The organism is Gracilibacillus alcaliphilus (assembly GCF_016909015.1).
Lineage (GTDB): Bacteria > Bacillota > Bacilli > Bacillales > Amphibacillaceae > Gracilibacillus > Gracilibacillus alcaliphilus.
The window spans coordinates 55,868-77,161 of the sequence record NZ_JAFBFA010000012.1 but is presented as its reverse complement, the minus strand read 5'-3'; the positions used below and the strand labels follow the sequence as shown (position 1 = coordinate 77,161).

Annotated in this window: 20 protein-coding genes and 1 riboswitch; of the genes, 17 read left to right on the top strand and 3 right to left on the bottom strand. The window is 38.5% G+C overall.

Annotation, left to right across the window (positions count from 1 at the left end; all coding sequences use genetic code 11):
- Nucleotides 1-121: 121 nt before the first annotated feature.
- From JOD18_RS10855 to JOD18_RS10825, 8 genes are all read left to right on the top strand, one after another.
- On the top strand, nt 122-487 hold the full coding sequence (locus JOD18_RS10855; protein ID WP_204669049.1) for a hypothetical protein: 366 nt from the start codon (nt 122-124) through the stop codon (nt 485-487).
- Nucleotides 442-831 (top strand): YidC/Oxa1 family membrane protein insertase, encoded by a 390-nt coding sequence (locus tag JOD18_RS24800; RefSeq protein WP_338029527.1) that lies wholly within the window; start codon nt 442-444, stop codon nt 829-831. Before JOD18_RS10855 ends, JOD18_RS24800 begins: the two co-directional genes overlap by 46 nt.
- A gap of 28 nt (nt 832-859) precedes the next feature.
- A complete protein-coding gene (locus JOD18_RS24795) occupies nt 860-1,231 on the top strand; it encodes a YidC/Oxa1 family membrane protein insertase (protein WP_338029526.1) in 372 nt (123 codons plus the stop codon).
- Nucleotides 1,232-1,495: 264 nt separating this feature from the next.
- Nucleotides 1,496-1,604, top strand: a riboswitch (SAM riboswitch).
- A gap of 70 nt (nt 1,605-1,674) precedes the next feature.
- Nucleotides 1,675-2,841, top strand: a complete 1,167-nt coding sequence (locus tag JOD18_RS10845) for an acetyl-CoA C-acyltransferase (protein WP_204669048.1) — start codon at nt 1,675-1,677, stop codon at nt 2,839-2,841.
- Nucleotides 2,838-4,769, top strand: coding sequence for an acetoacetate--CoA ligase (locus tag JOD18_RS10840; protein WP_204669047.1), 1,932 nt, complete (start codon nt 2,838-2,840; stop codon nt 4,767-4,769). Before JOD18_RS10845 ends, JOD18_RS10840 begins: the two co-directional genes overlap by 4 nt.
- Nucleotides 4,770-5,933, top strand: coding sequence for a thiolase family protein (locus JOD18_RS10835; protein WP_204669046.1), 1,164 nt, complete (start codon nt 4,770-4,772; stop codon nt 5,931-5,933).
- Nucleotides 5,930-6,340, top strand: a complete 411-nt coding sequence (locus tag JOD18_RS24790; protein ID WP_338029525.1) for a Zn-ribbon domain-containing OB-fold protein — start codon at nt 5,930-5,932, stop codon at nt 6,338-6,340. The genes JOD18_RS10835 and JOD18_RS24790 overlap by 4 nt, the downstream gene beginning before the upstream one ends.
- A gap of 95 nt (nt 6,341-6,435) precedes the next feature.
- Nucleotides 6,436-7,932, top strand: coding sequence for a sodium:solute symporter family protein (locus tag JOD18_RS10825; RefSeq protein WP_204669045.1), 1,497 nt, complete (start codon nt 6,436-6,438; stop codon nt 7,930-7,932).
- 55 nt (nt 7,933-7,987) lie between these two features.
- On the opposite strand, the gene JOD18_RS10820 is transcribed toward JOD18_RS10825, so the two are convergent.
- Complete coding sequence (locus JOD18_RS10820) at nt 7,988-8,836, bottom strand: class II fructose-bisphosphate aldolase (protein ID WP_239588062.1); 849 nt, start codon at nt 8,834-8,836, stop codon at nt 7,988-7,990.
- A gap of 214 nt (nt 8,837-9,050) precedes the next feature.
- Here JOD18_RS10820 and JOD18_RS10815 point away from each other — a divergent pair, with 214 nt between their 5' ends.
- The 5 genes from JOD18_RS10815 (at nt 9,051) to JOD18_RS10795 (ending at nt 14,254) form a co-directional block, all read left to right on the top strand.
- Entirely contained in the window at nt 9,051-9,839 is a 789-nt protein-coding gene (locus JOD18_RS10815; protein WP_204669044.1) for a DeoR/GlpR family DNA-binding transcription regulator, read from the top strand.
- Nucleotides 9,840-9,859: 20 nt separating this feature from the next.
- Complete coding sequence (locus JOD18_RS10810) at nt 9,860-11,038, top strand: diphosphate--fructose-6-phosphate 1-phosphotransferase (RefSeq protein WP_204669043.1); 1,179 nt, start codon at nt 9,860-9,862, stop codon at nt 11,036-11,038.
- A 70-nt stretch (nt 11,039-11,108) separates the two neighbouring features.
- Nucleotides 11,109-12,446, top strand: a complete 1,338-nt coding sequence (locus JOD18_RS10805) for an ABC transporter substrate-binding protein (protein WP_204669042.1) — start codon at nt 11,109-11,111, stop codon at nt 12,444-12,446.
- Nucleotides 12,447-12,552: 106 nt separating this feature from the next.
- Nucleotides 12,553-13,434 (top strand): carbohydrate ABC transporter permease, encoded by an 882-nt coding sequence (locus JOD18_RS10800; RefSeq protein ID WP_204669041.1) that lies wholly within the window; start codon nt 12,553-12,555, stop codon nt 13,432-13,434.
- A gap of 1 nt (nt 13,435) precedes the next feature.
- Complete coding sequence (locus JOD18_RS10795) at nt 13,436-14,254, top strand: carbohydrate ABC transporter permease (RefSeq protein ID WP_204669040.1); 819 nt, start codon at nt 13,436-13,438, stop codon at nt 14,252-14,254.
- Between the two features lie 184 nt (nt 14,255-14,438).
- Here JOD18_RS10795 and JOD18_RS10790 read toward each other — a convergent pair whose 3' ends face one another.
- On the bottom strand, nt 14,439-16,193 hold the full coding sequence (locus tag JOD18_RS10790) for a sensor histidine kinase (RefSeq protein WP_204669039.1): 1,755 nt from the start codon (nt 16,191-16,193) through the stop codon (nt 14,439-14,441).
- The gene (locus JOD18_RS10785; RefSeq protein WP_204669038.1) at nt 16,193-16,933 is read right to left on the bottom strand and encodes a response regulator transcription factor; all 741 of its coding nucleotides are present in this window, start codon (nt 16,931-16,933) and stop codon (nt 16,193-16,195) included. The genes JOD18_RS10790 and JOD18_RS10785 overlap by 1 nt, the downstream gene beginning before the upstream one ends.
- Nucleotides 16,934-17,257: 324 nt before the next feature.
- Between JOD18_RS10785 and JOD18_RS10780 the strand changes: the two genes are divergently transcribed.
- The 4 genes from JOD18_RS10780 to JOD18_RS10765 all read left to right on the top strand — a co-directional run bounded on the left by JOD18_RS10780 (nt 17,258) and on the right by JOD18_RS10765 (nt 21,126).
- Nucleotides 17,258-17,908 (top strand): YesL family protein, encoded by a 651-nt coding sequence (locus JOD18_RS10780; RefSeq protein WP_204669037.1) that lies wholly within the window; start codon nt 17,258-17,260, stop codon nt 17,906-17,908.
- Nucleotides 17,909-17,957: 49 nt separating this feature from the next.
- Nucleotides 17,958-19,277, top strand: coding sequence for an ABC transporter substrate-binding protein (locus JOD18_RS10775; RefSeq protein WP_204669036.1), 1,320 nt, complete (start codon nt 17,958-17,960; stop codon nt 19,275-19,277).
- Between the two features lie 86 nt (nt 19,278-19,363).
- The gene (locus JOD18_RS10770) at nt 19,364-20,278 is read left to right on the top strand and encodes a carbohydrate ABC transporter permease (protein WP_420827800.1); all 915 of its coding nucleotides are present in this window, start codon (nt 19,364-19,366) and stop codon (nt 20,276-20,278) included.
- A gap of 2 nt (nt 20,279-20,280) precedes the next feature.
- Nucleotides 20,281-21,126 carry a carbohydrate ABC transporter permease gene (locus JOD18_RS10765; protein WP_204669034.1) on the top strand — a complete coding sequence of 282 codons (846 nt, stop codon included), beginning with the start codon at nt 20,281-20,283 and terminating at the stop codon, nt 21,124-21,126.
- The last annotated feature ends 168 nt before the right edge of the window (nt 21,127-21,294 follow it).

Below are 21,294 nucleotides of genomic sequence, written 5' to 3'. Positions count from 1 at the left end.
ACAACGGATGAATAGCTGTGATAAAATGTAGGATAGGCTACTTTTTCATGATCAAATGATGAAACCAAATATCTTATCACATCGTATACAGTAAATAAACAAGCGAAGGAGGTGAATACAGATGATGTTTGAATTGTTGTATGACTTGTTAATGGGGATATCTCCAATGTATTTCTACCTGACCATGGTGTTATCCGTTGCGTTTGCGTTTCGGTTGCTGCATATCCATGTCCGCAACACAATGACACGCAATCAGGAATATACCAAAGAATGCCATGCGTTTGAATGGAAACGGCTGCCGATATACGAAACACATGAGACTGCTCATGATATCCATGGTTGGCTTACACATACTATCAAACGACTTGAAGCACCAGATGATGATAGTGACTACCATTCCTTCTCGTTACTACAAAGCAAACAAAAACGAGGAGGACAACAATGGAACAAAAATCTGTATTCACTTTTTTCGGAAAATATAGCTTAATTATCATTACGTTTACTTTATTTTTAACAGGGTGTACTGCTAATGGCGAATCATCTGGCTTCTTTCAAGACTATTTGATTGCTCCGTTTTCTTATCTAATTAAACAGCTGGCATGGCTGTTTGGCGACAATTATGGCTGGTCCATCATTGTGTTAACTCTGATTATTCGTCTCCTGCTGATGCCGTTTATGTTAAAGCAGATGAAGTCCAGTCGAGAGATGCAGGAAAAAATGAAAGAGCTCAAACCGGAAATGGAAGAGATTCAGAAGAAATATAAGGATAGCGGCAATGATGGCAATATGCAGCAAGAAATGATGCAGTTGTATCACAAAACATCAGTTTAACCCGCTTTCATCGCTGGGTTGTTTGCCAATGATTATCCAATTTCCTATCTTGATCGGGTTTTATTATGCGATTAGAAGTACACCGGAGATCGCCAGCCACTCTTTCTTATGGTTTAATCTTGGCGATGTGGATATTTGGATGGCTGTGATTGCGATGATCGTCTATTTTATCCAATTCAAGGTATCGCAGATAGGAATGGAACCCCGGCAGAAAAAGCAAATTGCGATAATTGGTCTACTTTCACCGGTAATGATTGGTGTAGTATCCTTCGGTGCACCGGCTGCACTGCCGTTATACTGGGCGACTGGGGGATTATTTCTTATTGTTCAGACAGTGATAGGAAAGAAAGGCTTCGGTGTCGGGAAGATATCGTCTGCAAGAACATATCTATCCAAATAAATCATGCCAGCCTTCATTGGAGGTTCTATAAACGATGGTACCGGAATATAACATGGTAAGAATGCTTTTGTAAAAGATAAGCAAAAAAACTGAGCGAAAGTTCTGTTTTTTTGTCGATAAAGATTGACAATTAAGAACTCTCTGTGCTAAATTATACTATATTACTTGGAATTAGATTCTAACGGTTACCTTACAAGAGTAATAGATGATGAAACTCTCTATGCCGAAATAGAGAGTTTTTCCAACCATAAAATAAATAAGAACATCTTATCCAGAGCGGTGGAGGGAAATGGCCCTATGAAACCCGGCAACCTTTAAACAAATTGGTTTAAAAGGTGCTACATCCATCAGGAGTAATCCTGAAAGATAAGAAGCGGGAAGAGTCCTCTTTTTATCAGAAGAGGGCTTTTTTTATTTTCTAATCATGAATCGAGGCGAGAGTAATGACGGTTGTTATCTTGGACGGAAAACGAACACCTTTTGGCAAATGGAATGGCGCTTTGGCTGCATATAGTGCAGTTGAGTTGGCCAGCAGGCCGTTAGCTTATTTAATAGAGAAATACCCAGCATTGGGAGTGATTGATGCGGTTATTCTGGCACAAGTTATTCAAGCAGGACAGGGACAAAACCCAGCTAGACAAGTAGCTTATCAGGCAGGTTTAGATAGTCAGACACCCGCGATTACATTAAATAGTGTATGTCTGGGCGGGATTGCAACGATAGCAGACGCTGCTCGGCGAATAAAGCTGGGGGAGGGCGAGACCTTTGTAGTAGGCGGGATGGATTCCATGTCCAATGCGCCTTATGTTGTGAGGAAGCCTTCCAGAAAGAGTTTCGGACATCAACAGCTAACAGATACCTTGCTGCATGATGGACTATGGTGTGCATTAAGTGATCAATCGATGGGTGTTTTGACAGAGACATATAATAAAAAATTACAGATGGAGCGAGAAGCACAGGATTACTTCGCTTTGTTATCCCAACAAAGGGCACAGGAAGCGAAACAGGCTGGACGGTTAGCGGAGGAAATTGTTGCATACGAAGACATATTGACAGAGGATGAGGGGATTCGCGCCAATACTACTTTGGAGAAATTGGCAAATCTGCGGCCAGCCTTTCAAAAGGATGGCACAATCACTGCGGGGAATGCTTCGCAAATGACGGACGGAGCTAGTATTGGGATCGTTACTTCATTAGAAAAGGCAGAATCCATTGGTGCAGAGCCATTAGCAACCGTAGTAGATTGGGCTGAAACAGCAGGCCCAGATACCAGCCTGCAGACCAAGCCATCAGATGCGATAAAAAAACTACTTGCCAAACAAGAGCTGACAACAGATGAAATTGATTTATTTGAAATTAACGAGGCCTTTGCCAGTGTAGTGATTGCTAGTGCGAAAGAGCTAGCGATTGATGAAAGTAAGATAAATGTGAACGGCGGAGCGATTGCGATTGGTCATCCGCTTGGAGGGACCGGCTTCCGACTTGTTTTAACATTAGCCTATGAATTAAAACGCCGTGGAGGCGGACGTGGTATTGCCTCATTGTGTGGAGGCGGCGGTCAAGGGATGGCGATTCTAATTGAAGTACCAAAGAAAGGGGCAACAGCATGAGTGTTCAATTAACAGCACAAAACAATCACATATTATGGGAACCAACGGAGCGTGATATCGCAGATTCGAACATCAAGCGTTTTGCTGATTCGGTACAACAGCCTTTATTTCCTTATGAACGACTGCACCGCTGGTCAATTACCAATGTAGATCTATTTTGGTCTGCTATATGGGACTTTGCTGAGGTAATTGGGGAGAAAGGCGATACACTATATATTCCGGGTGATTCCATGCAAGATGCCGTCTTTTTCCCTGAGGCTAAGTTAAATTTTGCTGAGAATTTACTGCAAGGACCAGCGAATCAAATAGCGGCTTATGAGGCAGATGAGACAGGTGTGACGGGACATATCACCTATCAAGAATTGCGTGTACAAGTCGCAAAGGCTCAGCAAGGTTTACAAAGTTTAGGTGTTAGAAAAGGAGACCGTGTAGCGGGTATTACTAACAATAATATTGAAGGCTTAGTAGCCTTGCTTGCGACTGCTTCACTTGGTGCCGTTTGGACTTCTTGTTCACCAGACTTTGGTGCAAAAGGAATTATCGATCGGATTGGCCAAGTACAGCCGAAGGTGCTAATTGCCAATTTAACCTACCAATATAAACAGAAACCTTTTGATATTACCGATAAAATAGTAGAGACTGTCAGCCAAGTGGACAGCATTTCAGCCATTGTTACGACGATTGGCACGATAGAGGGCGGCATCACTTGGGAGTCTTTGATAGATCAGGAAAGGGAAGAACCTGTTTTTGAACAAGTAGGTTTTCGTGATCCGTTATATATTCTTTATACTTCAGGTACAACGGGTTTACCGAAAGCTATTGTTCATTCTGTAGGAGGTACATTACTTCAGCATGTGAAGGAACACCAGATTCACTGTAATGTCAAACCGGCTGATGTTTTGTTTTGGTATACCAATACGGCATGGATGATGTATCCATGGCTTGTATCTGGGCTGGCTAGTCAAGCTACTATTCTATTATATGATGGCTCACCAGTATTACCTGATCAACCAGATCATTTATGGGAGATTGCCGAAGAGACAGGAGTTACCCATTTTGGTACGAGTCCAAAATATTTAGAGTCTTTAATGAAAGAAAATATTGTTCTCAAGGATCGCTATTCGTTATCACGGTTAAAGAGTATTTTATCATGCGGTTCCCCGCTGGCAGCTGAACAATTTGACTGGGTTTACCGTACCGTGAAAGAGGATCTTTATTTAGCCTCTATCTCCGGCGGCACCGAAATTATAGGCTGTTTTGTAATGGGGTCACCGATTCACCCGGTCAAGCGTGGTGAGATAAGTTGTAAGGCATTAGGTATGGCAGTAGATGTATGGGATAGCCGCGGGGTAGCGGTTTATGAGCGAAAAGGGGATCTAGTCTGTACACAGCCTTTCCCAAGTATGCCGATTACTTTCTATGGCGAAGGCGGCGATGAGCGTTTTCACCAGAGTTATTTTGCTGATCGTCCTGGTATTTGGACACATGGTGACTTTGCTGAGCAGACATTGGATCAGGCTTTTATTATCTATGGCCGTGCGGATACGGTTCTCAATCCTGGCGGAGTCAGAATTGGAACGGCAGAAATTTATAGTGTACTAGAACAAATACCAGAGGTGCAAGACTCAATTGTTTTCGGGCTTCCTTGTGACAATGATGAAGAAATCGTACTTTGTGTAGTGGTGGATCAGCTGACGGAAGAGCTGGCGAAACAGATTCGCCGTGAAATCCGTCTCAAGGCCTCTCCGCGTCATGTGCCGCGTCGTATTTATCAAGTATCAGATATTCCGCATACGAATAACGGCAAAAAAGTGGAAGGTGCAGCCAAAACTGAAGCGATTGGAAAACAAGTCAAAAATAAAGCCTCTATTCGCAATCCAGAATGCTTGCAAGACTTTACCGATATTACGCAAAGGAAGTGCTACTAAATGGTGAAGCGTCCTAAAGGAGCAATTATAGGAATTGGCGAATTGCCGCCTGTCCGCTATTCAGAGGGGAAAACGACATTAAGCTTAATTGCTGAATCTGTCCAATTAGCTTTGGCGGATGCCGGTTTAAATAAAGAGGATATTGATGGTTTACTGGTCGGACCTCAGGTAGGAGAGACGCCTCAGCATGTGCCAGCAACTGTATCTGAATATTTAGGGATTGCTCCGACTATGTCTAATACTGTCGATTTAGGCGGGGCAACAGGGGCTGGAATGGTTTGGCGCGCAGCAGCTGCAATTGAAGCAGGGATGTGTGAAACAGTAATCTGTGTGCTGGCCAATAAAAATGAGAAGGGGAATATACCTCGTTCACCCAATCGTAACCCAATTCGTGAGTTTGACGTACCATTCGGTGCTTCTGGTGCCAATACGTCCTATGCTTTATTAAAGAGACTGCATATGGAAAGCTATGGTTCCAAACAAGAAGATTTTGCAAGGATCGCCTATTGGGCAAGAAAAAATGCCTGTAACAATCCAAAGGCGATTTTTTATGATAAACCAGTGGAGTTAGAAGATATTCTGCAGTCTCCGCTAATTGCGGACCCGCTCCGACTGTTGGAAATCGTAATGCCGTGTGCCGGTGGTGCAGCGGTGATTGTAACAACGGAAGAAAAGGCGGGACAGGCCAAGAAGAAGCCTGTCTATATAAAAGGGGCAGGAGAGAAGATCACACACCGGGCTGTCAGTCAAGCACCGGCAGTGGATCAGCATCCATTTGCCTTTTCCATCCCTCATGCCTTAAAGCAGGCAGGGATTACCGGGCAAGATTTAGACTTATTATCGCTTTATGACTGTTATACCAGTGTTGTAGCTGTCCAGTTAGAGAGTATTGGTATTTGTCAGCCTGGCCAATTCGGCTCCTTGATGAGGGAGCATACCTTTGGCCATGATGGTGATTATCCTTTGAATACACATGGTGGTCAGCTAGGCTTTGGACAGGCCGATTTGGCTGGGGGGATGTCACATATCGTTGAAGCGGTAACCCAGTTGCGCGGTGAGGCGGAAGGGCGACAAATACCTGAAGCTAAGCATGCACTAGTCACCGGGAATGGTGCGACTTTAAGTGAGACGACTGCGTTAGTGTTAGGAGGAGAGCCATCGTGAATATTTCACTTCCACAGCCGACGATAACACCAATTAGTCAGCCCTTTTGGGACTATATACAAGAGAAGAAGTTTTACTTGCAATGTTGTCAGGATTGCCATAAGTGGGTCTTCTATCCACGGGCTCACTGTCCGGATTGCTTTGGATCTGATTTGAAATGGCAAGCTGCTTCAGGTAACGGAAAATTAACTACATGGAGTGTCGTGCATCGTGCTGGTCACCCAGCCTGGCAGGAACGGGCGCCATATGTAGTAGGAATTGTCGAATTGGAAGAAGGGCCATCTCTATTGACCCATCTGTTAATCGATGAGCAGGATCTGTATTATCAATTACCTGTTGAGATTAATTTTCAATCGATCAATGGTTTCCTATTACCGTTTTTTCAAGAGAAAGGAGTAAGGGTATGATTCTCACATACTTTTTGTTAATTGCATTTTTTTGGTTATCAGGTTTGGCTATTTGGGCAAAGTTTTATAAAAAAAGTTAAGGGTGGTAGAGCCGGATGTTAGTGGATTCTAGTTTTCTGCAATGGACTATTATAAGCATATTAATTATTTATTTTGGCTATATTTTTTGGATTGGAAAAAGAGGCAAAGTTCATAGTCAATCGATGGTTGGCTTTGCAACGGCTCGCGGCAAGGTAAGTCCTCTGTTAGTGGGTGCCAGTTTTGCAGCAACCTACTCCAGTGCCAATTTGTTTATTGGGGTGCCGGGACTTGCCTATGAATATGGTACATCTGTGTTATGGTATACCTTAGGTTGCTTCGGGGTATCATGGGTAGGGCTGTTGATTTTTGCCAAGATGTTCTGGCGTTACGGTAAGAAATTCGGTAAGATATCGACCGTACCGGAATGGTTAGGCCGGCGTTATAACTCAAAAGCATTACAGGTTTTGGTATCTTTACTTATTTTATTTAATGTCTATTATATTGTTGGCCAAAATGTCGGGCTTGCTACCATATTTGAGACGGTTATTGGTATTCCTTACTTCTGGGGTACAATTATTGGTGTAACCATTACGATTGTCTATATTGGCTTGGGCGGTGCCTTTGCACAGATGATTACGGACGGTGTGCAAGGGGTGTTGATGGCTATTACATCAATCTTGATTGTTGTCTCCTTCTTTTGGACAATCGGTGGAGGCTTCAATGTATTTGGTGAATTAACAGATAGATTGGCTGCGATTGATCCAGACCTTATTTCGTTTATTGGTGAGAACGGGCCTTATAATAGCGTAATGGCTATTCTGGCAGTTCAATTCCTTTTATTCAGCTTTATCTTAATGCCACATTTATTGAATAAAATATTATCAATTGAGAAGGAAGAAGACCTAGCACCGTTTACATTGTCAGCAGGTGCGGTATTATTTGTTATCTCTACTTTAATGGTGCTTGGCGGTTTGGCAGCACGTGTGCTGTATCCAAATTTGTCCAGTCCTGATGCAGCGATTCCAACGTATGTTATCGAATCCTTCCCTACAATCATTGCTGCATTTATGATTGTTGGTATTATCTCAGCGATTCTCTCCAGTACAGATGCCTTGTATTTAGGGGTTACAACAAGTATTGGAAATGACTTTTTCCGCGTGTTAGCACCATTGTTTAAGAAAGGGATCTCTCCTGAACAATTAGAGCAGCAAGCAGTGAAAGTAGCTAAAGGTGCATTAGTAGTTGTCGGCCTTTGGTCATTATATATTTCGTTTGATCGGCCAGATTCATTGTCGATTATGATTCAATTCAGCTTCTCTGCTATCTTATCTGGAATCTTGGCGCCTATTTCATTAGGATACTTTTGGAAAAAGGCAACCAATTATGGAGCGATTGCAGCTGTTATTACCGGTTCCGCATTATATGTTGTATTTACACAGTTTAATGTCATCGAAAACATCTACTTAGCCATGTTCTTTGCGTCACTAGCCTCCTTTGCGGTGATGATCGTTATCGGACTATTCACGGCAAACGAGAAACATAGTGAATTGGTGTTGAAGAAGGCGAATTAATGATAGAGCCCCTTATCTGTTCAAATAGATTAAGGGGCTTATATATTTTTTGTTATTAAATCCTATTATTGCTCCCAAATAATTGAATTTTACTAGTAACTACTTTTTCAATAGCTTCTCTGCCTTTTATGTGAAATGCCCTTGGGTCAGTTAGAGAAGGGTGTTGAATTAAATAGTCTCGTATTTCATTCGTATAAGCGACGCAATTTTCGGTATTTACATTAATTTTCCTAATGCCAGCTTTTATTGCCTTTTCTATGTCTTTATGTAGTACACCCGAACCACCATGTAATACAAGGAACCCATTTATTTGTTGAGAAGCCGATCTAATTAAATCGAGGTTAATTTTGGGTGCTTCTGTATACATACCATGAGCCGTACCAACTGCTAAGGCCAATGCATCTACATTCGTTTCATTCCAGTATAGTAAGGCATCGTCAATATTAGCTAATCCTTGATTGGAATTATTCACGCCTTCTTCTATTCCTCCAATAACACCAACCTCACCTTCAAGTGATACATTTAGAACATCAGCAACAGCTTTGATTTTGTTTGTCATTTCAATATTTTTATTTAGCGGTAACTGAGATCCATCATACATTATAGAACTAAAACCGGCATACATCGCCTTGACAGCGATTTCAAAACTGCTCCCGTGATCTAAATGGAGCGCAATCGGAATGTCATGTTTACTAGCTATGATTTCTACATGTTTAACTAAACTTTTTAGTCCAATATATTGAATAGTTGGTTCACCAGCACCAAATATTAATGGTGATCTCTGTTCTGCAGCAACCTTGGCAATCGTTTCAGCAAACTCTAAGGTCATAATATTAAATTGTCCAACTGCATAGCCATGTTTGTCTGCGTCCTTTAGTAGTTCTTTCATAGATACTAAACTCATCAAAAACACCTCCATTAGAATGTGATAAATTATGATAATTTTATCATTATTTATCATAAAGCATTTTTGTAAAATAATCAATATGCTCTTTACAAACAAAATGTAATGCTTTATTATTGATTTTAATAAAATGAAAATAAAAAAACGTGATAATAAATGATAAAAATAAATGTATATTATCATATTATATCATTGATAAATAAGGGTGAGCAATATGGAAGTAAATGAAAGAAGAGATGAGTTATTGGAGATTATAAAAAAAGAAAATAAAGTATTTATAAGTGATTTGGCAAAGAAATTAAATGTTTCTGAGATTACGATAAGGCGTGATCTTGAATTACTAGATAAAGAAAATCAAATCATTCGTATTAGAGGAGGAGCTAAGTGGCTAGATCCACAGACACATAAGGATACAAATTTTTTAAATGAGAGATATTATCGACAGTCTATAGCAAACCAAAAAGGAAAGGCTGAAATCGGAAAGTGTGCAGCCTCACTAATAAAGCCTAATGAAACAATCGTGATTGATGCAGGCTCTACAGCAATGGAATTAGCAAAAAATATAAAGGATGTTGAAGGTGTAACTGCTATAGTAACAGCAATAAATATAGCTGAAGAGCTTGAAGGAAGAAGTGGTATACAAACAATTATTACAGGAGGGGTATTTAGGTCGCGAACTACTACATTACTAAACCCATTGATGAATGGTATTTTAATGCAAGTTGTTGCGGATAAGGTGTTTTTAGGTATTTCAGCTCTATCCTTAAATAGAGGCTTTTCAGGAAACGATATTTTAGAGGCTGAAGTAAAGTCTCAGTTGTTGAAATCAGGCAAAGAAGTAATTTGGTTAGTAGATTCGTCTAAGCTAAATAAGGAAAGCACCATTCAAATAGCAGCGTTATCAAAGACACATACAGTAATAGTAGATGACGGTATTGATATGGAAACAAAAAAGAATTTACAAAGTCTATGTCATTTAATTGTAGCTCCAAGAAATGGATAAATTCTAAAGGATGTGAATAGATGAAAAGAATAAATGTTATGATAGGGCAGTCAGGCGGGCCGACTCCTGTAATTAATCATTCCGTATTAGGGTTTCTTGAGTCCAGTCTGAATTCTGATCTAATTGACAAAATATATGGCGTACATTATGGAATAGAAGGATTACTATCAAATAATATCACTGTCTTAAACCATAACCATACGGCAATTAAACAATCTACACAACAGCCTGGGGCAGTATTGCGTACATCAAGGCATCCATTGAAAGAAGAGGAATTAGCCGAAATATTTACATTCCTGCAAAAACTAAAAGTGAAAATATTTTGTTACATTGGTGGAAATGGATCTTCTCGAACCATACTAAAATTTAATGAATATGCAGAGACACATAGTATAGATATTAAATTTGTTCATATCCCGAAAACAATAGACAATGATTTATTAGGAACAGACTTTTCACCAGGTTATCCTAGTGCTGCAAAATTTACGAGTACTTTAATTCCATTAATAGCAAAAGATATTCTATCATTGAAGCAAAATAAAAGAGTGGAACTAATTGAAATTATGGGTGGAAACCAGTCTTGGCTGTCTATATCCGCTAACTTATATAAAGAACATACCGGAATTCCAGATCTGGCTTTTTTCCCAACGCATCAAATCAGTGTGGAGGAAATTTTACAAAAAATAGACAGCGCTTACAAAAATGTTAATAGAAGTATCATTGTGACTGTACCAGATCATATGCAGATAACTAATCTTACCGATAATAGTTTCATATCTCAGGATGAAGTTAGAAGCAATAAAGGTGGGATAAGCGCTATTATTGCCAAGCTAATCAGTGAAAATCTTGGATATGAGTCAAAGATTACTGTGCCCAATATGTTATTCAGAATTACGCCAGGAGTTCATTTACCATTGGATTGTAATTGTGCATATAGTCTTGGTGAAGCAGCGATACAGCATGGTTTACAAGGCTATTCAGGAGGTATGGTAAACATTAATAGAGTAAGTTCCGATCCTTATTTATATACAATAGGATGGCATGAACTGCATCAAATTGCAGGTGTGGAACGATCTTTAGATAAAGAATTTTGGAATGCTGACAAATTGGTGCCAACTGTTGCATTTAAAGAGTATATCTATCCAATCATTGGTCATGAAGATTTGGAACTAGCTTGGTTAGGTAATAATTATGTATGAAAGGAGTGATGATAAATCTTTTAATTATCTTATAGGATTATAAATCTATCTATGAGGAGAAGATGGGATTATGAAAATAATTAATATTGGTAAATTGCTGTTGTTTGTATGGTTACTATTACTTGTAGCTTCCGGTTGTTCTGCGCAGATGACAAATAATGAGAATGAATCTGCTAATGAGACTGAGCCCAATGGAAATGCAGCTTCAGATAATGAAAAAAAAGAAATTACATGGCTTCAATGGTGGAGAGGTGAACAGGGTGAACAAGGTACAGAATTTTTTGAAGAGATTGAATCAGGCTTTGAAGAAAAATATCCTGAAATAGATTTAATAATAGAGGATATGCCTTTTAATGAAGTGCATTCTAAAATCTTGACCACCCATGCCGGTGAAATCGCACCTGATGTAATAGCTTTATCGTCTCCATGGGTAGCAGAGTTTGCAGCTTCAGGTATCCTCCATCCATTAGATGAATATTATGAGCAGCAATCTGAGGAATTTCAAGAAAGTAACAATGGACCATATTGGACCCCTTGGCAAGATCAACACTATGTTATGGGATTGATGACAGGCAATACAGCATTATTTTATAATAAGCGGATGTTAGAAGAGGCGGGGATTGAACCGCCTGCTACATGGGAGGAGTATTTAGAAGCTAGTATTGCATTAACAGATCCTTCTAAAAACCAATATGCTTTTACCGGAAATATAGCAGCAGAGCCTCCATCAACTGTAAATACAGAAGTATGGCCATTTATGTTACAGGCAGGTGTAGAATTAATAAAAGATGGTCGAGCAGGTTTTAATACAGAGGAAGGTGTAAGCGCTTTAGAATTCTATGGAGATTTGATCAAGGAACATAGCCTTGCAACCCCAGGTGAATTATCTGGTACAGAGCAAGATAAGCGATCTAACTTTAGTGCAGAGACGACGGCATTTATGTTTGATGGTCCATGGGGAATTGGTATTCAACAATCGGCTAATCCAGATTTAGATTTTGGAGTAACTGCAATGCCTGAAGGTGCCACCAAAGGGACAGTTGCAGGTGGTGGAGCACTAGGAATTTCTTCAACTAGTACAAACAAAGAGGAAGCATGGTTATTTATTGAATATATGATGCAACCGGATATACAGGAAAAGTGGGCAGAGGTCACTAATCAACTTCCTCATAACAAAATTGCATTGGAAGCAGATTTTATTCAAGGTGATCCCTTATTGAAAGTATTTGCTGACCAAAGCATTGAAATAGAGCCGGTCAATCCGGATTTACAAATGCCTGAGAGTACAGTGATGAGAAAAGCGATGATAAATGAAATTCAAAATTATTTAAAAGGGGATAAGACTGCTCAGGAAGCATTGGATGATGCAGCACAAGCATGGGATGAAATATTTGAGAAATATGAATAAATAAAATAGGTGTGCTTATTCAAGAAGCTAATGGTGTTTCTTGGTAAGCACCTATTTTTCCGGATTATAGCGATATGAAATCGTCCTACTTGGAGGGGTACTGCTGATGAAAAAAAGTATTCTCAAAGAACGTGCTATAAAAATATCTTTTATACTACCAGCAATGAGTGTTTTAATTCTATTAACTATATACCCTTTATATTTGGTAATAGAGATGAGCTTGTTTGACTTCCAAGATTATGGTAACCCTGTTTTTTCTGGAATAGAAAATTATATTCTTGTATTTAAAGATTCAATTTTTTGGATTGCTTTAAGAAATACTCTTTTGTTTACTATTCTTTCTGTGACATTAGTTATTATTACGGGAATGATTTTTGCCATTCTGTTGAATCAAAAGATTAATCAGAAAGTTAGAAGTTTTTTTAGGTCAATCGTTATGTTTCCGTGGTTGTTATCAAGTGCGGTAGTTGGTTCTATTTGGGTTTTATTGTTATCGCCATTTGGTCTGGTAAATGTAATTCTTGTAAATAGTGGGATCTTAGAAAGCGGAATCCCGTGGTTAAGTGATGAGCGATTTGCATTGTTCGGTGTTATATTAGCGAATGTTTGGCGTGGTTTTCCTTTTGCTATGTTAATGATACTAGCAGCTTTTCAAACCATACCTGAAGATACTTTAGAGGCCGCTGAAGTAGACGGGGCAACACAACTAAAAAGATTCTTTCTCATCTCATTACCACAGATTAAGGGTATTTTACTAACCGTAACTACCTTAGAATTAATTTGGACTTTCCGTACATTCGATTTAATTTATATTATGACAGGTGGAGGTCCAGTAAATTCTACAGAGATACTTTCAACTTATGTATATTTTAAAGCTTTTCAAAATTTAGACTTCGGTTTCGCTTCAGCAATTTCAATTTATATGTTAATTTTTATGCTGATATTTGCTGTTTTCTATGTGCGAGCAATAATAAGGAGGGAAGATTAATATGAAGCTAAAGCCTCTCTCGATATATGTATGTTTAACTTTAGGTACATTATTAATCTTGTCACCGATTATTTGGATGTTTTTAATTTCAATCAGGGACAATGTAGATGTATTCAGGTTACCATTGCAAATTATACCTGATGAGCCTAATATACAGGCGTATATTCAAATTTTTAATAACTCTGATATGTTTCAGCTTTTTATAAATAGTTACATCATTGCATTATCGGTAACTTGTATATGTGTATTATTTGCAGCACTTGCTGGCTTTGGTTTATCCAGGTTCTCATATAAAGGAAAAAAGTACTTAGTGATTTATACTTTGCTGACTCAAATGTTTCCAATGGTGTTATTAGCTATACCTTACTTCTTAGTAATTTCAAGCTTAGGTTTGTATAATTCATATATTGCCTTAATCATTGCTTACACTTCTTTTGCGTTGCCATTTGCTATTCTTATGATGAGAGACTTCATGAATAGCATTCCGAGAGAATTAGACGATGCTGCTAAGATAGATGGTTGTGGTTTATATAGAACTTTCTTTAGTGTGATTTTGCCTCCTAGTTTGCCGGGATTAATAGCTATGGCTATCTATACATTTATACTTGCATGGAACGAATACCTATTCGCAATTGTGCTAACTCAAAATAATAATGCTAGACCTTTGACTGTTGGCATTGGAATGTTAATGGGAGAATTTACTACGGAATGGAACCAATTAATGGCTTTATCTATCTTAGGCAGTCTTCCTTTAATTATTGTATTTTTATTTATTCAAAGATATTTCCTTCAAGGTTTGACTAGTGGGAGTGTGAAATAGAATATGTAATGTTACAGCGATAAAATGCCTTGTTACTTTTACATATCAACAATCCAATTTTGAAAATAGATATGACAAGCTTGGAATATAGATGAACATAAAAAAATTTTTATTCTACTATTAAAATAAGATAGTTATTATACAGAGGCAAGCCCTAGCTTGCCTCAACATCGTTAAACATTTGCTATATATCCTCTAACGGATGAACAATCGTAATAGAAGTTCCCCATCCTTTTTTGCTCCGAATGATAAAGCGGTATTGATTGTTAAAGATTAGCCGCAGTCGTTTATGAGTATTGGCTACACCGATATGTTCCGTTGATAAATCCTCTGCTTGTGCCTTCCATTGTAAGTACCGAAGCTTTTCTTTGGACATGCCTTTGCCATTATCGGTAATGGTTACATGGATTTGATCGTTTTTGGCCTTTATTTTGATTTTAATCGATAGCCCTTGGTTACTATAATGATCCATCCCATGAGTTAGACTATTTTCAATAATAGGCTGGAGCATAAATTTTAATACTTGTTTTTCCAGCAGTTCTTCATCGTAATCCCAGTCAATGGTAAATGGATCGTCTGAGCGAATTTTGATAATCTCCAAGTAATTTTTTGTATGATGAATTTCTTCTCTTAATGTGACCGTTGATTGTTTAATACGCAGTGAGAAATTCAGAATATCGGTTAATGTTTCTAACATCTTGGTTACTTTATTTGGCTGTCCCGTCAGAGACATGGCGCGCCAATAAATAATTGTTAAGGTATTGGATAAAAAATGCGGGTTGACCTGATTTTGTAAGGCAAGCAGTTCCGCTGACTGCAGCTGATATTGCTTGTCCTTCAGTTCTCGTTCCAAATTGCTTTGTTTTACATAATTTTCTAAAATTTGTTGTACAATCACCTGGTATTCATTATCTTTAAAGGATAATTTCTTTGTGAGTGATTCTGAGTTACTGGTATTAAGTGTAGCCATAATTTGAGAGACATGTTTAGCATTTTTCTGCGATAAATAATAGATCGTTGCTGTCCCCAGTATTAGTGACAACAGCACTAATAGAAACGTTGATAGCCTTAATTGATTAGGAATCCCGAAGATCACATTATCTTCTGTTATTGACACATAGCGTAAATTATAATCATTTGAGAAAATTTGGTTGATAATATATGTTTCTCCATTATGTCGAAAAGAGTAGGTTTCATCTGTCTTGGCTAACGGCAGCTCAGAGGGTGCGAATTTTTGATTAGAATCATTTTGATAAAGCAATTGATTATTCTCATCCAGCACAAAAATTCGCTGATCATAATAATGATACAATTCATTGATAAGATTCTCGAAATAACTTTGATTAATATTTAAAACAATCAGACCTTCTGCTGTTTTGGAATTTGTCTTGAAAATATTTTGATACACCGTAATGACAGGTTCTGGTTCGACAAAAGAATATTTTTGCAGATTCCGCGTCTTGATCCATAAATCCTGTTTCGTAGATTGACTGTTAAACTCGTCCAACCAGTCGTCATCATACATTGAGTCAAGTGAAGTAACACCTAGATTGGAAGTAAGTACATTATTATTCTTGTTGGCATAAAAGACATAGATCGAATCAATATAAGGTGTTGCGATTTCCTTTCGTCTTAATGTACCTTCCCCATATTGTAAATTACTCCGTTGACGAAAAGTTAAAAATTCGGAATCTAGCATATTCTGCAGGGACAAAATAATTTCTGGATTCCAATTATAATCTAAATGAAGCAAGTGCATTTCATTTAATACTAAACTCGTTTGTTGTTCTAATTGTTGAAGCACATTCAGGTTATTGGAAGTGATCGATTCTTTCATATATTTGTCTGTAATAAAAATAGCAAATGACCCAAGGATAAATACAGGAATTAAAACCGGAAATAAAAACAAAATAATATTTTTTAATAGAATTTTACTCATCATGGTTCTTTATGTGTTATTTCCTGTTTGCGGTAATCTCTTGGTGTCATGCCATAATACTTCTTAAACATACGAGTAAAGTTTTTCGGATTATTATAACCGACGAGGCTGCTAATCTCATAGGTTTTATAGTGAAAGTCGTCCAACATTTCCATCGCTTTCCTCATGCGCAAGTCCGTAATATAAGTAGAGAAATTGGTGCCGGTTTTTTCCTTGAAAAAGGTACTAATATAGTTGGGAGACATCTTACACAGCTCGGCCAGGTCGTCCAGAGAAATATCTGCATAATTTTCTTCGGCATAGTTTTTAATGGTCTGAATAATGTTATCTGTATAACTATTGTCTCCTTTGTTAGAAAAGGAACTGGTATCTAACTCTTTCTTTAGCTGTGAGAATACTTCATGCATTTCTTCGTATTTGCCAGGTTTAATGATGTAATCCTTTACCCCGTATTTTATCGCCTCCTTGGCATATTGGAAATCTTTATACCCGCTGAGAATAATCGTGTGAATATGCGCATACTTGGTATCCAGTTGCTTGGCAAGCTGGAGGCCATCTACTACTGGCATGCGAATATCGGTTAAGACCACATTCACATCATGTTTTTTCAGATAATCCAGTGCCAACTCCCCATTTTCGCAGTGATGGACAACTTCAAAACCCAACTGTCCCCATGGAAAATAGTTTTTTAATCCATAACGAATTTCCTTCTCATCATCCACCAATAGAATTTTATACATGAAACATACTCCTTTCTACGATCGCAAAAAGGTATCTTTTATTCATTTATCTTAAAAAAAGATACCTTTTATATGTAAACGCTTTAATAATGAGTGGAAATAAGTATTGGAAGCCCTTTTTTCGCAATGTCGAATCGCTATACTAAAGATAAGTTTTGAGTATACAATTTATCGCGGTGTTCAGCAGCCATTTCTTCCAGTGCTAAGAAGCAGGGGAGGCTAACATCTTGATAAGTTTCGCTCTTCATCAGTAGAAAGATATCTGCTGATGTTAGACTCACTTTATTTTAAAAGAATAACGACAAAATAACAAGGAGGTATCCAATGTTTTTAGAGAGGCTGACCGAAATGGTGCGTACATTTTGTATATATTTTCTTCATTTCATTTATTTGCAAATATTATGGCTAGTATTTACATTGTTAGGATTAGGGATATTTGGTGCTGCACCTGCAACGGTTGCCGTCTATCGGATCCAGCAGCGTTTAATAGAAGAAAAGCAGGTTGTATCGATTAGGGGTGTGTTTTGGCAGGAGTATAAACAGCACTTTCGGCAATCCAATTTACTGGCCTGGATGTTAGTAGTAATTGGTGCAGTTATTTATTTTGATTTACAATTCTTTATGGCAAGTGCTAGTAGCTGGAGTTTTTATGTGAGCGTTTTCTTCTATATCTTATCCGTTTGGTACATGATAACGGTATTATATATCTTGCCGGTTTATGTTCACTATTCGCTCTCAGTAGTTGGTTGTTTCAAACAAGCCCTTATCATTGGCATGCTTCATCCGTTTAAAACGATAGTGATGGCTATCTCTCTAGCAGGAACCATATATATCATGTTGGTCTTTCCGCAATTGCTGTTAACCGTTGGAATCAGCTTAGTCAGTTTTATCGTGATGATCTTTGGAAAAACAGCTATTGAACATGTGAGCGAGTTACAACAGAGAATGAGCTCTCAGCAAACTGTAAAGCAATGATAGCGAAGAAATTTCATTTTATAAAAAAGTAAAAAAGGAGAGCATGACAATGAGTAAACGAAGTAAAAAGTGGTTATTGATGATGGCCGTGTTTATGTTAATGGTATTAGCAGCTTGTGGATCTAATAAGGATTCAGCTGGTGAAAGCAGCGGGGATTCAGACGAAGTAAATTTAAGGATGATGTGGTGGGGGTCACAAGAACGTCATGATCGGACTTTAGAAGTTATTGATTTATATATGGAAGAAAATCCACATGTGAATATCTCAGCGGAATTTTCCGGATGGGATGGGTATTGGGAGAAAATAGCTACCCAAGCAGCTGGCGGGAACCTTCCAGATATTATCCAAATGGATTATAAATACTTAGCGGAATATGTAGGCCGAGGTCTATTAGCTGATATGAACCCATATGTAGAGAATGGTTCACTCGATCTTAGTGATGTGGAAGATTTATATATCGATGGTGGGAAGATTGACGGTAAGTTATATGCCCTGAATATTGGAGCTAATGCCCATGCCATAGCAGTTGATAATGCAATACTTGAGGAGGCTGGTGTAGAACCGTTAGAACCAGGATATACATGGGAAGATCTACAAGAAATAGGGAAAGAAATTTCAGATAATACAGATGATAATGTATATGGTATACACCCACATGCCGGCATCATGGGCTTTAAGCATTATTTAAGGCAACATAATCAATGGTTATACAATGAAGAAGGAACAGATTTAGGTTATGACGATGATCAATTGTTAATTGATTATTTACAAATAACAGTGGATATGTTGGAATCAGGAGCAGCGGCTCCGCCAGATGTATTTATGGCAGCTGGGGCAAGCATCGAACAATCTCCAATAGTAAATGGAGATACAGCAATTCTTGCAGATATTCATAGTAACCAAATCATTGCTATGGAAGCAGCAGCAGGTCGACAGATAGATTTAATGCTACAGCCTTCATTAGAAGGAGGAGAGCTGGGGCATTATATTAAACCGGGACAATTCTTTTCGATAGCTGAAACTTCACAACAACAAGAAGAAGCGGCGAAGTTCCTTGATTTCTTTACTAATAATATCGAAGCCAATGAAATTTTAAATGCAGAACGTGGTGTGCCAATTGCTACATCCGTTCGGGAACATTTAAAAGAACAGGCAGATGAGTCTGGTACAAAGATGTTTGAATATGTAGAATTGGCAGAAGAATACAGCCGTGAGATTGATCCTCCAGATGCACAAGGTTCTACAGAAATTGAAACCTTATTCCAAAATGAGGTAGCAGATCCGATTTATTATGGAGAAATATCCCCAGAGGATGCAGCAGCGAATTTCAGAACCAAGGCAACCGACATTTTATCTAAGAATAAATAAGCAATAGAATAGGGGAGTCATCTTTAATGAAGAGATGACTTTCCCTTTCATTAGTGGAGGTGTATCAAGTGGCAGAGCAAGTTCAAGTGTCCGGTCAGAGTAAGGGAAAGCTTCATAAACAATGGAAAACAGACCTAGTCGGTCTTGCATTTATTGCACCATGGTTAATTGGTTTTTTATGTTTTATTATCGGTCCGATGATCGCATCTTTGTATTTCTCGTTCACTAACTATGATTTATTAACAGAACCAACATGGATTGGCTTAGGTAACTATATACAAATGTTTACTAATGATGTGAGATTTATACAAGCATTAAAAGTTACGTTGATTTTTGTATTTGTAAGTGTGCCTTTGAAATTGGCTTTTGCCTTATTTGTAGCCATGCTTTTTAATACGAAACGCAAGGGCGTAGGTATTTACCGTACCCTTTATTATATACCATCTATTCTAGGCGGCAGTGTGGCAATAGCTGTTGTATGGAAACAGCTATTTGGCCGCGATGGTGCGATTAACGATATACTTAGTGTATTTGGAATTCCATCCATCAGCTGGGTAACCAGTCCTGATTTTGCTCTTTCTACCTTAATTCTTTTAGTAGTATGGCAATTTGGTTCCCCAATGTTGATCTTCTTGGCAGGATTGAAAGCGATACCAACAGAATTATATGAAGCAGCTGCTGTAGATGGAGCGAATCCTTTTCATCAGTTCTTTAAAATAACATTACCGATGTTATCGTCTGTTATCTTCTTTAACTTAGTGATGCAGACGATTCAAGGGTTTATGACCTTTACACAGAGTTTCTTGATAACCCAAGGTGGACCAATGGACAAAACATTATTCTACGCTGTCTACCTATACGAAAAAGCATTTGGTCACTTTGATATGGGTTATGCCTCGGCATTAGCATGGGTATTGTTAATCATTTGTGCCATATTTACAGCCTTTATTTTCCGTTCGGCCGGCAGCTGGGTACATTATGAATCGGAAGGAGGGAAATAAGGATGAAGCGAAGAAAAAATATCAAAACGGTGATCTACCATGGTTCCATCTGGATTATTGGCTTATTGATGATCTATCCAATCTTTTGGACGATTGCTAGTTCACTAAAACCAGAAAATGAAATTTTCCGTAATTCGGCTTCCTTAATTCCTTCTATTTTTAAATGGGAAAACTATGCACAAGGCTGGCAAGGTTTTGGGGGTTTGTCATTTAGTACATTCTTTTTGAATTCTGGCTTTGTGACTACAATGGTAGTAATCGGAACACTATTCTCTTCTGCATTAGTAGCATTTGGATTTGCCAGGGTAAAGTTCCGTTTTCGCACACCATTATTTGTCTGTATGATTATTACGTTAATGCTGCCATCACAGGTAACGTTAATACCACAGTATATCTTGTTTCATAATCTAGGTTGGGTAAACACTTATATGCCGTTGATTGTACCTGCATTTATCGGCGGGACACCATTCTTTATCTTTTTGATGATTCAATTTATTAGAGGGATTCCGCATGAATTGGATGAGGCGGCTTATATGGACGGATGCAGTACATTCGGCATCTTTTGGCGGGTTATCTTGCCGCTCACAACACCAGCATTGGCTACAGTAGCCATCTTTTCCTTCTATTGGACATGGGATGACTTTATGACGCCATTAATTTATTTAAATGATACCAAACTGTATACCGTTGCGCTTGGATTACAAATGTTCTCTGATCCTTCCTCTGTATCGGCATGGGGGCCAATGTTTGCGATGTCTGTAGCGTCTATCCTTCCGCAATTGCTGATTTTCATGTTTTTCCAAAAGTATTTGGTTGAAGGGATTACTGCAGGCGGGGTAAAAGGATAATAGAGGTTGTTCAAAAAGTCCAATCAAAATGACACGGCGAATTTCAGCGTTGGCGGCAGGGGAACTTCTACTAAGATCACCCACATCGTGTGGGCAACGCAGAAGTCAACACAATCCTGTGCAAGTCCGCTACTCACGTATTAAAAGCATACGCTCCGTTCCTTAGAA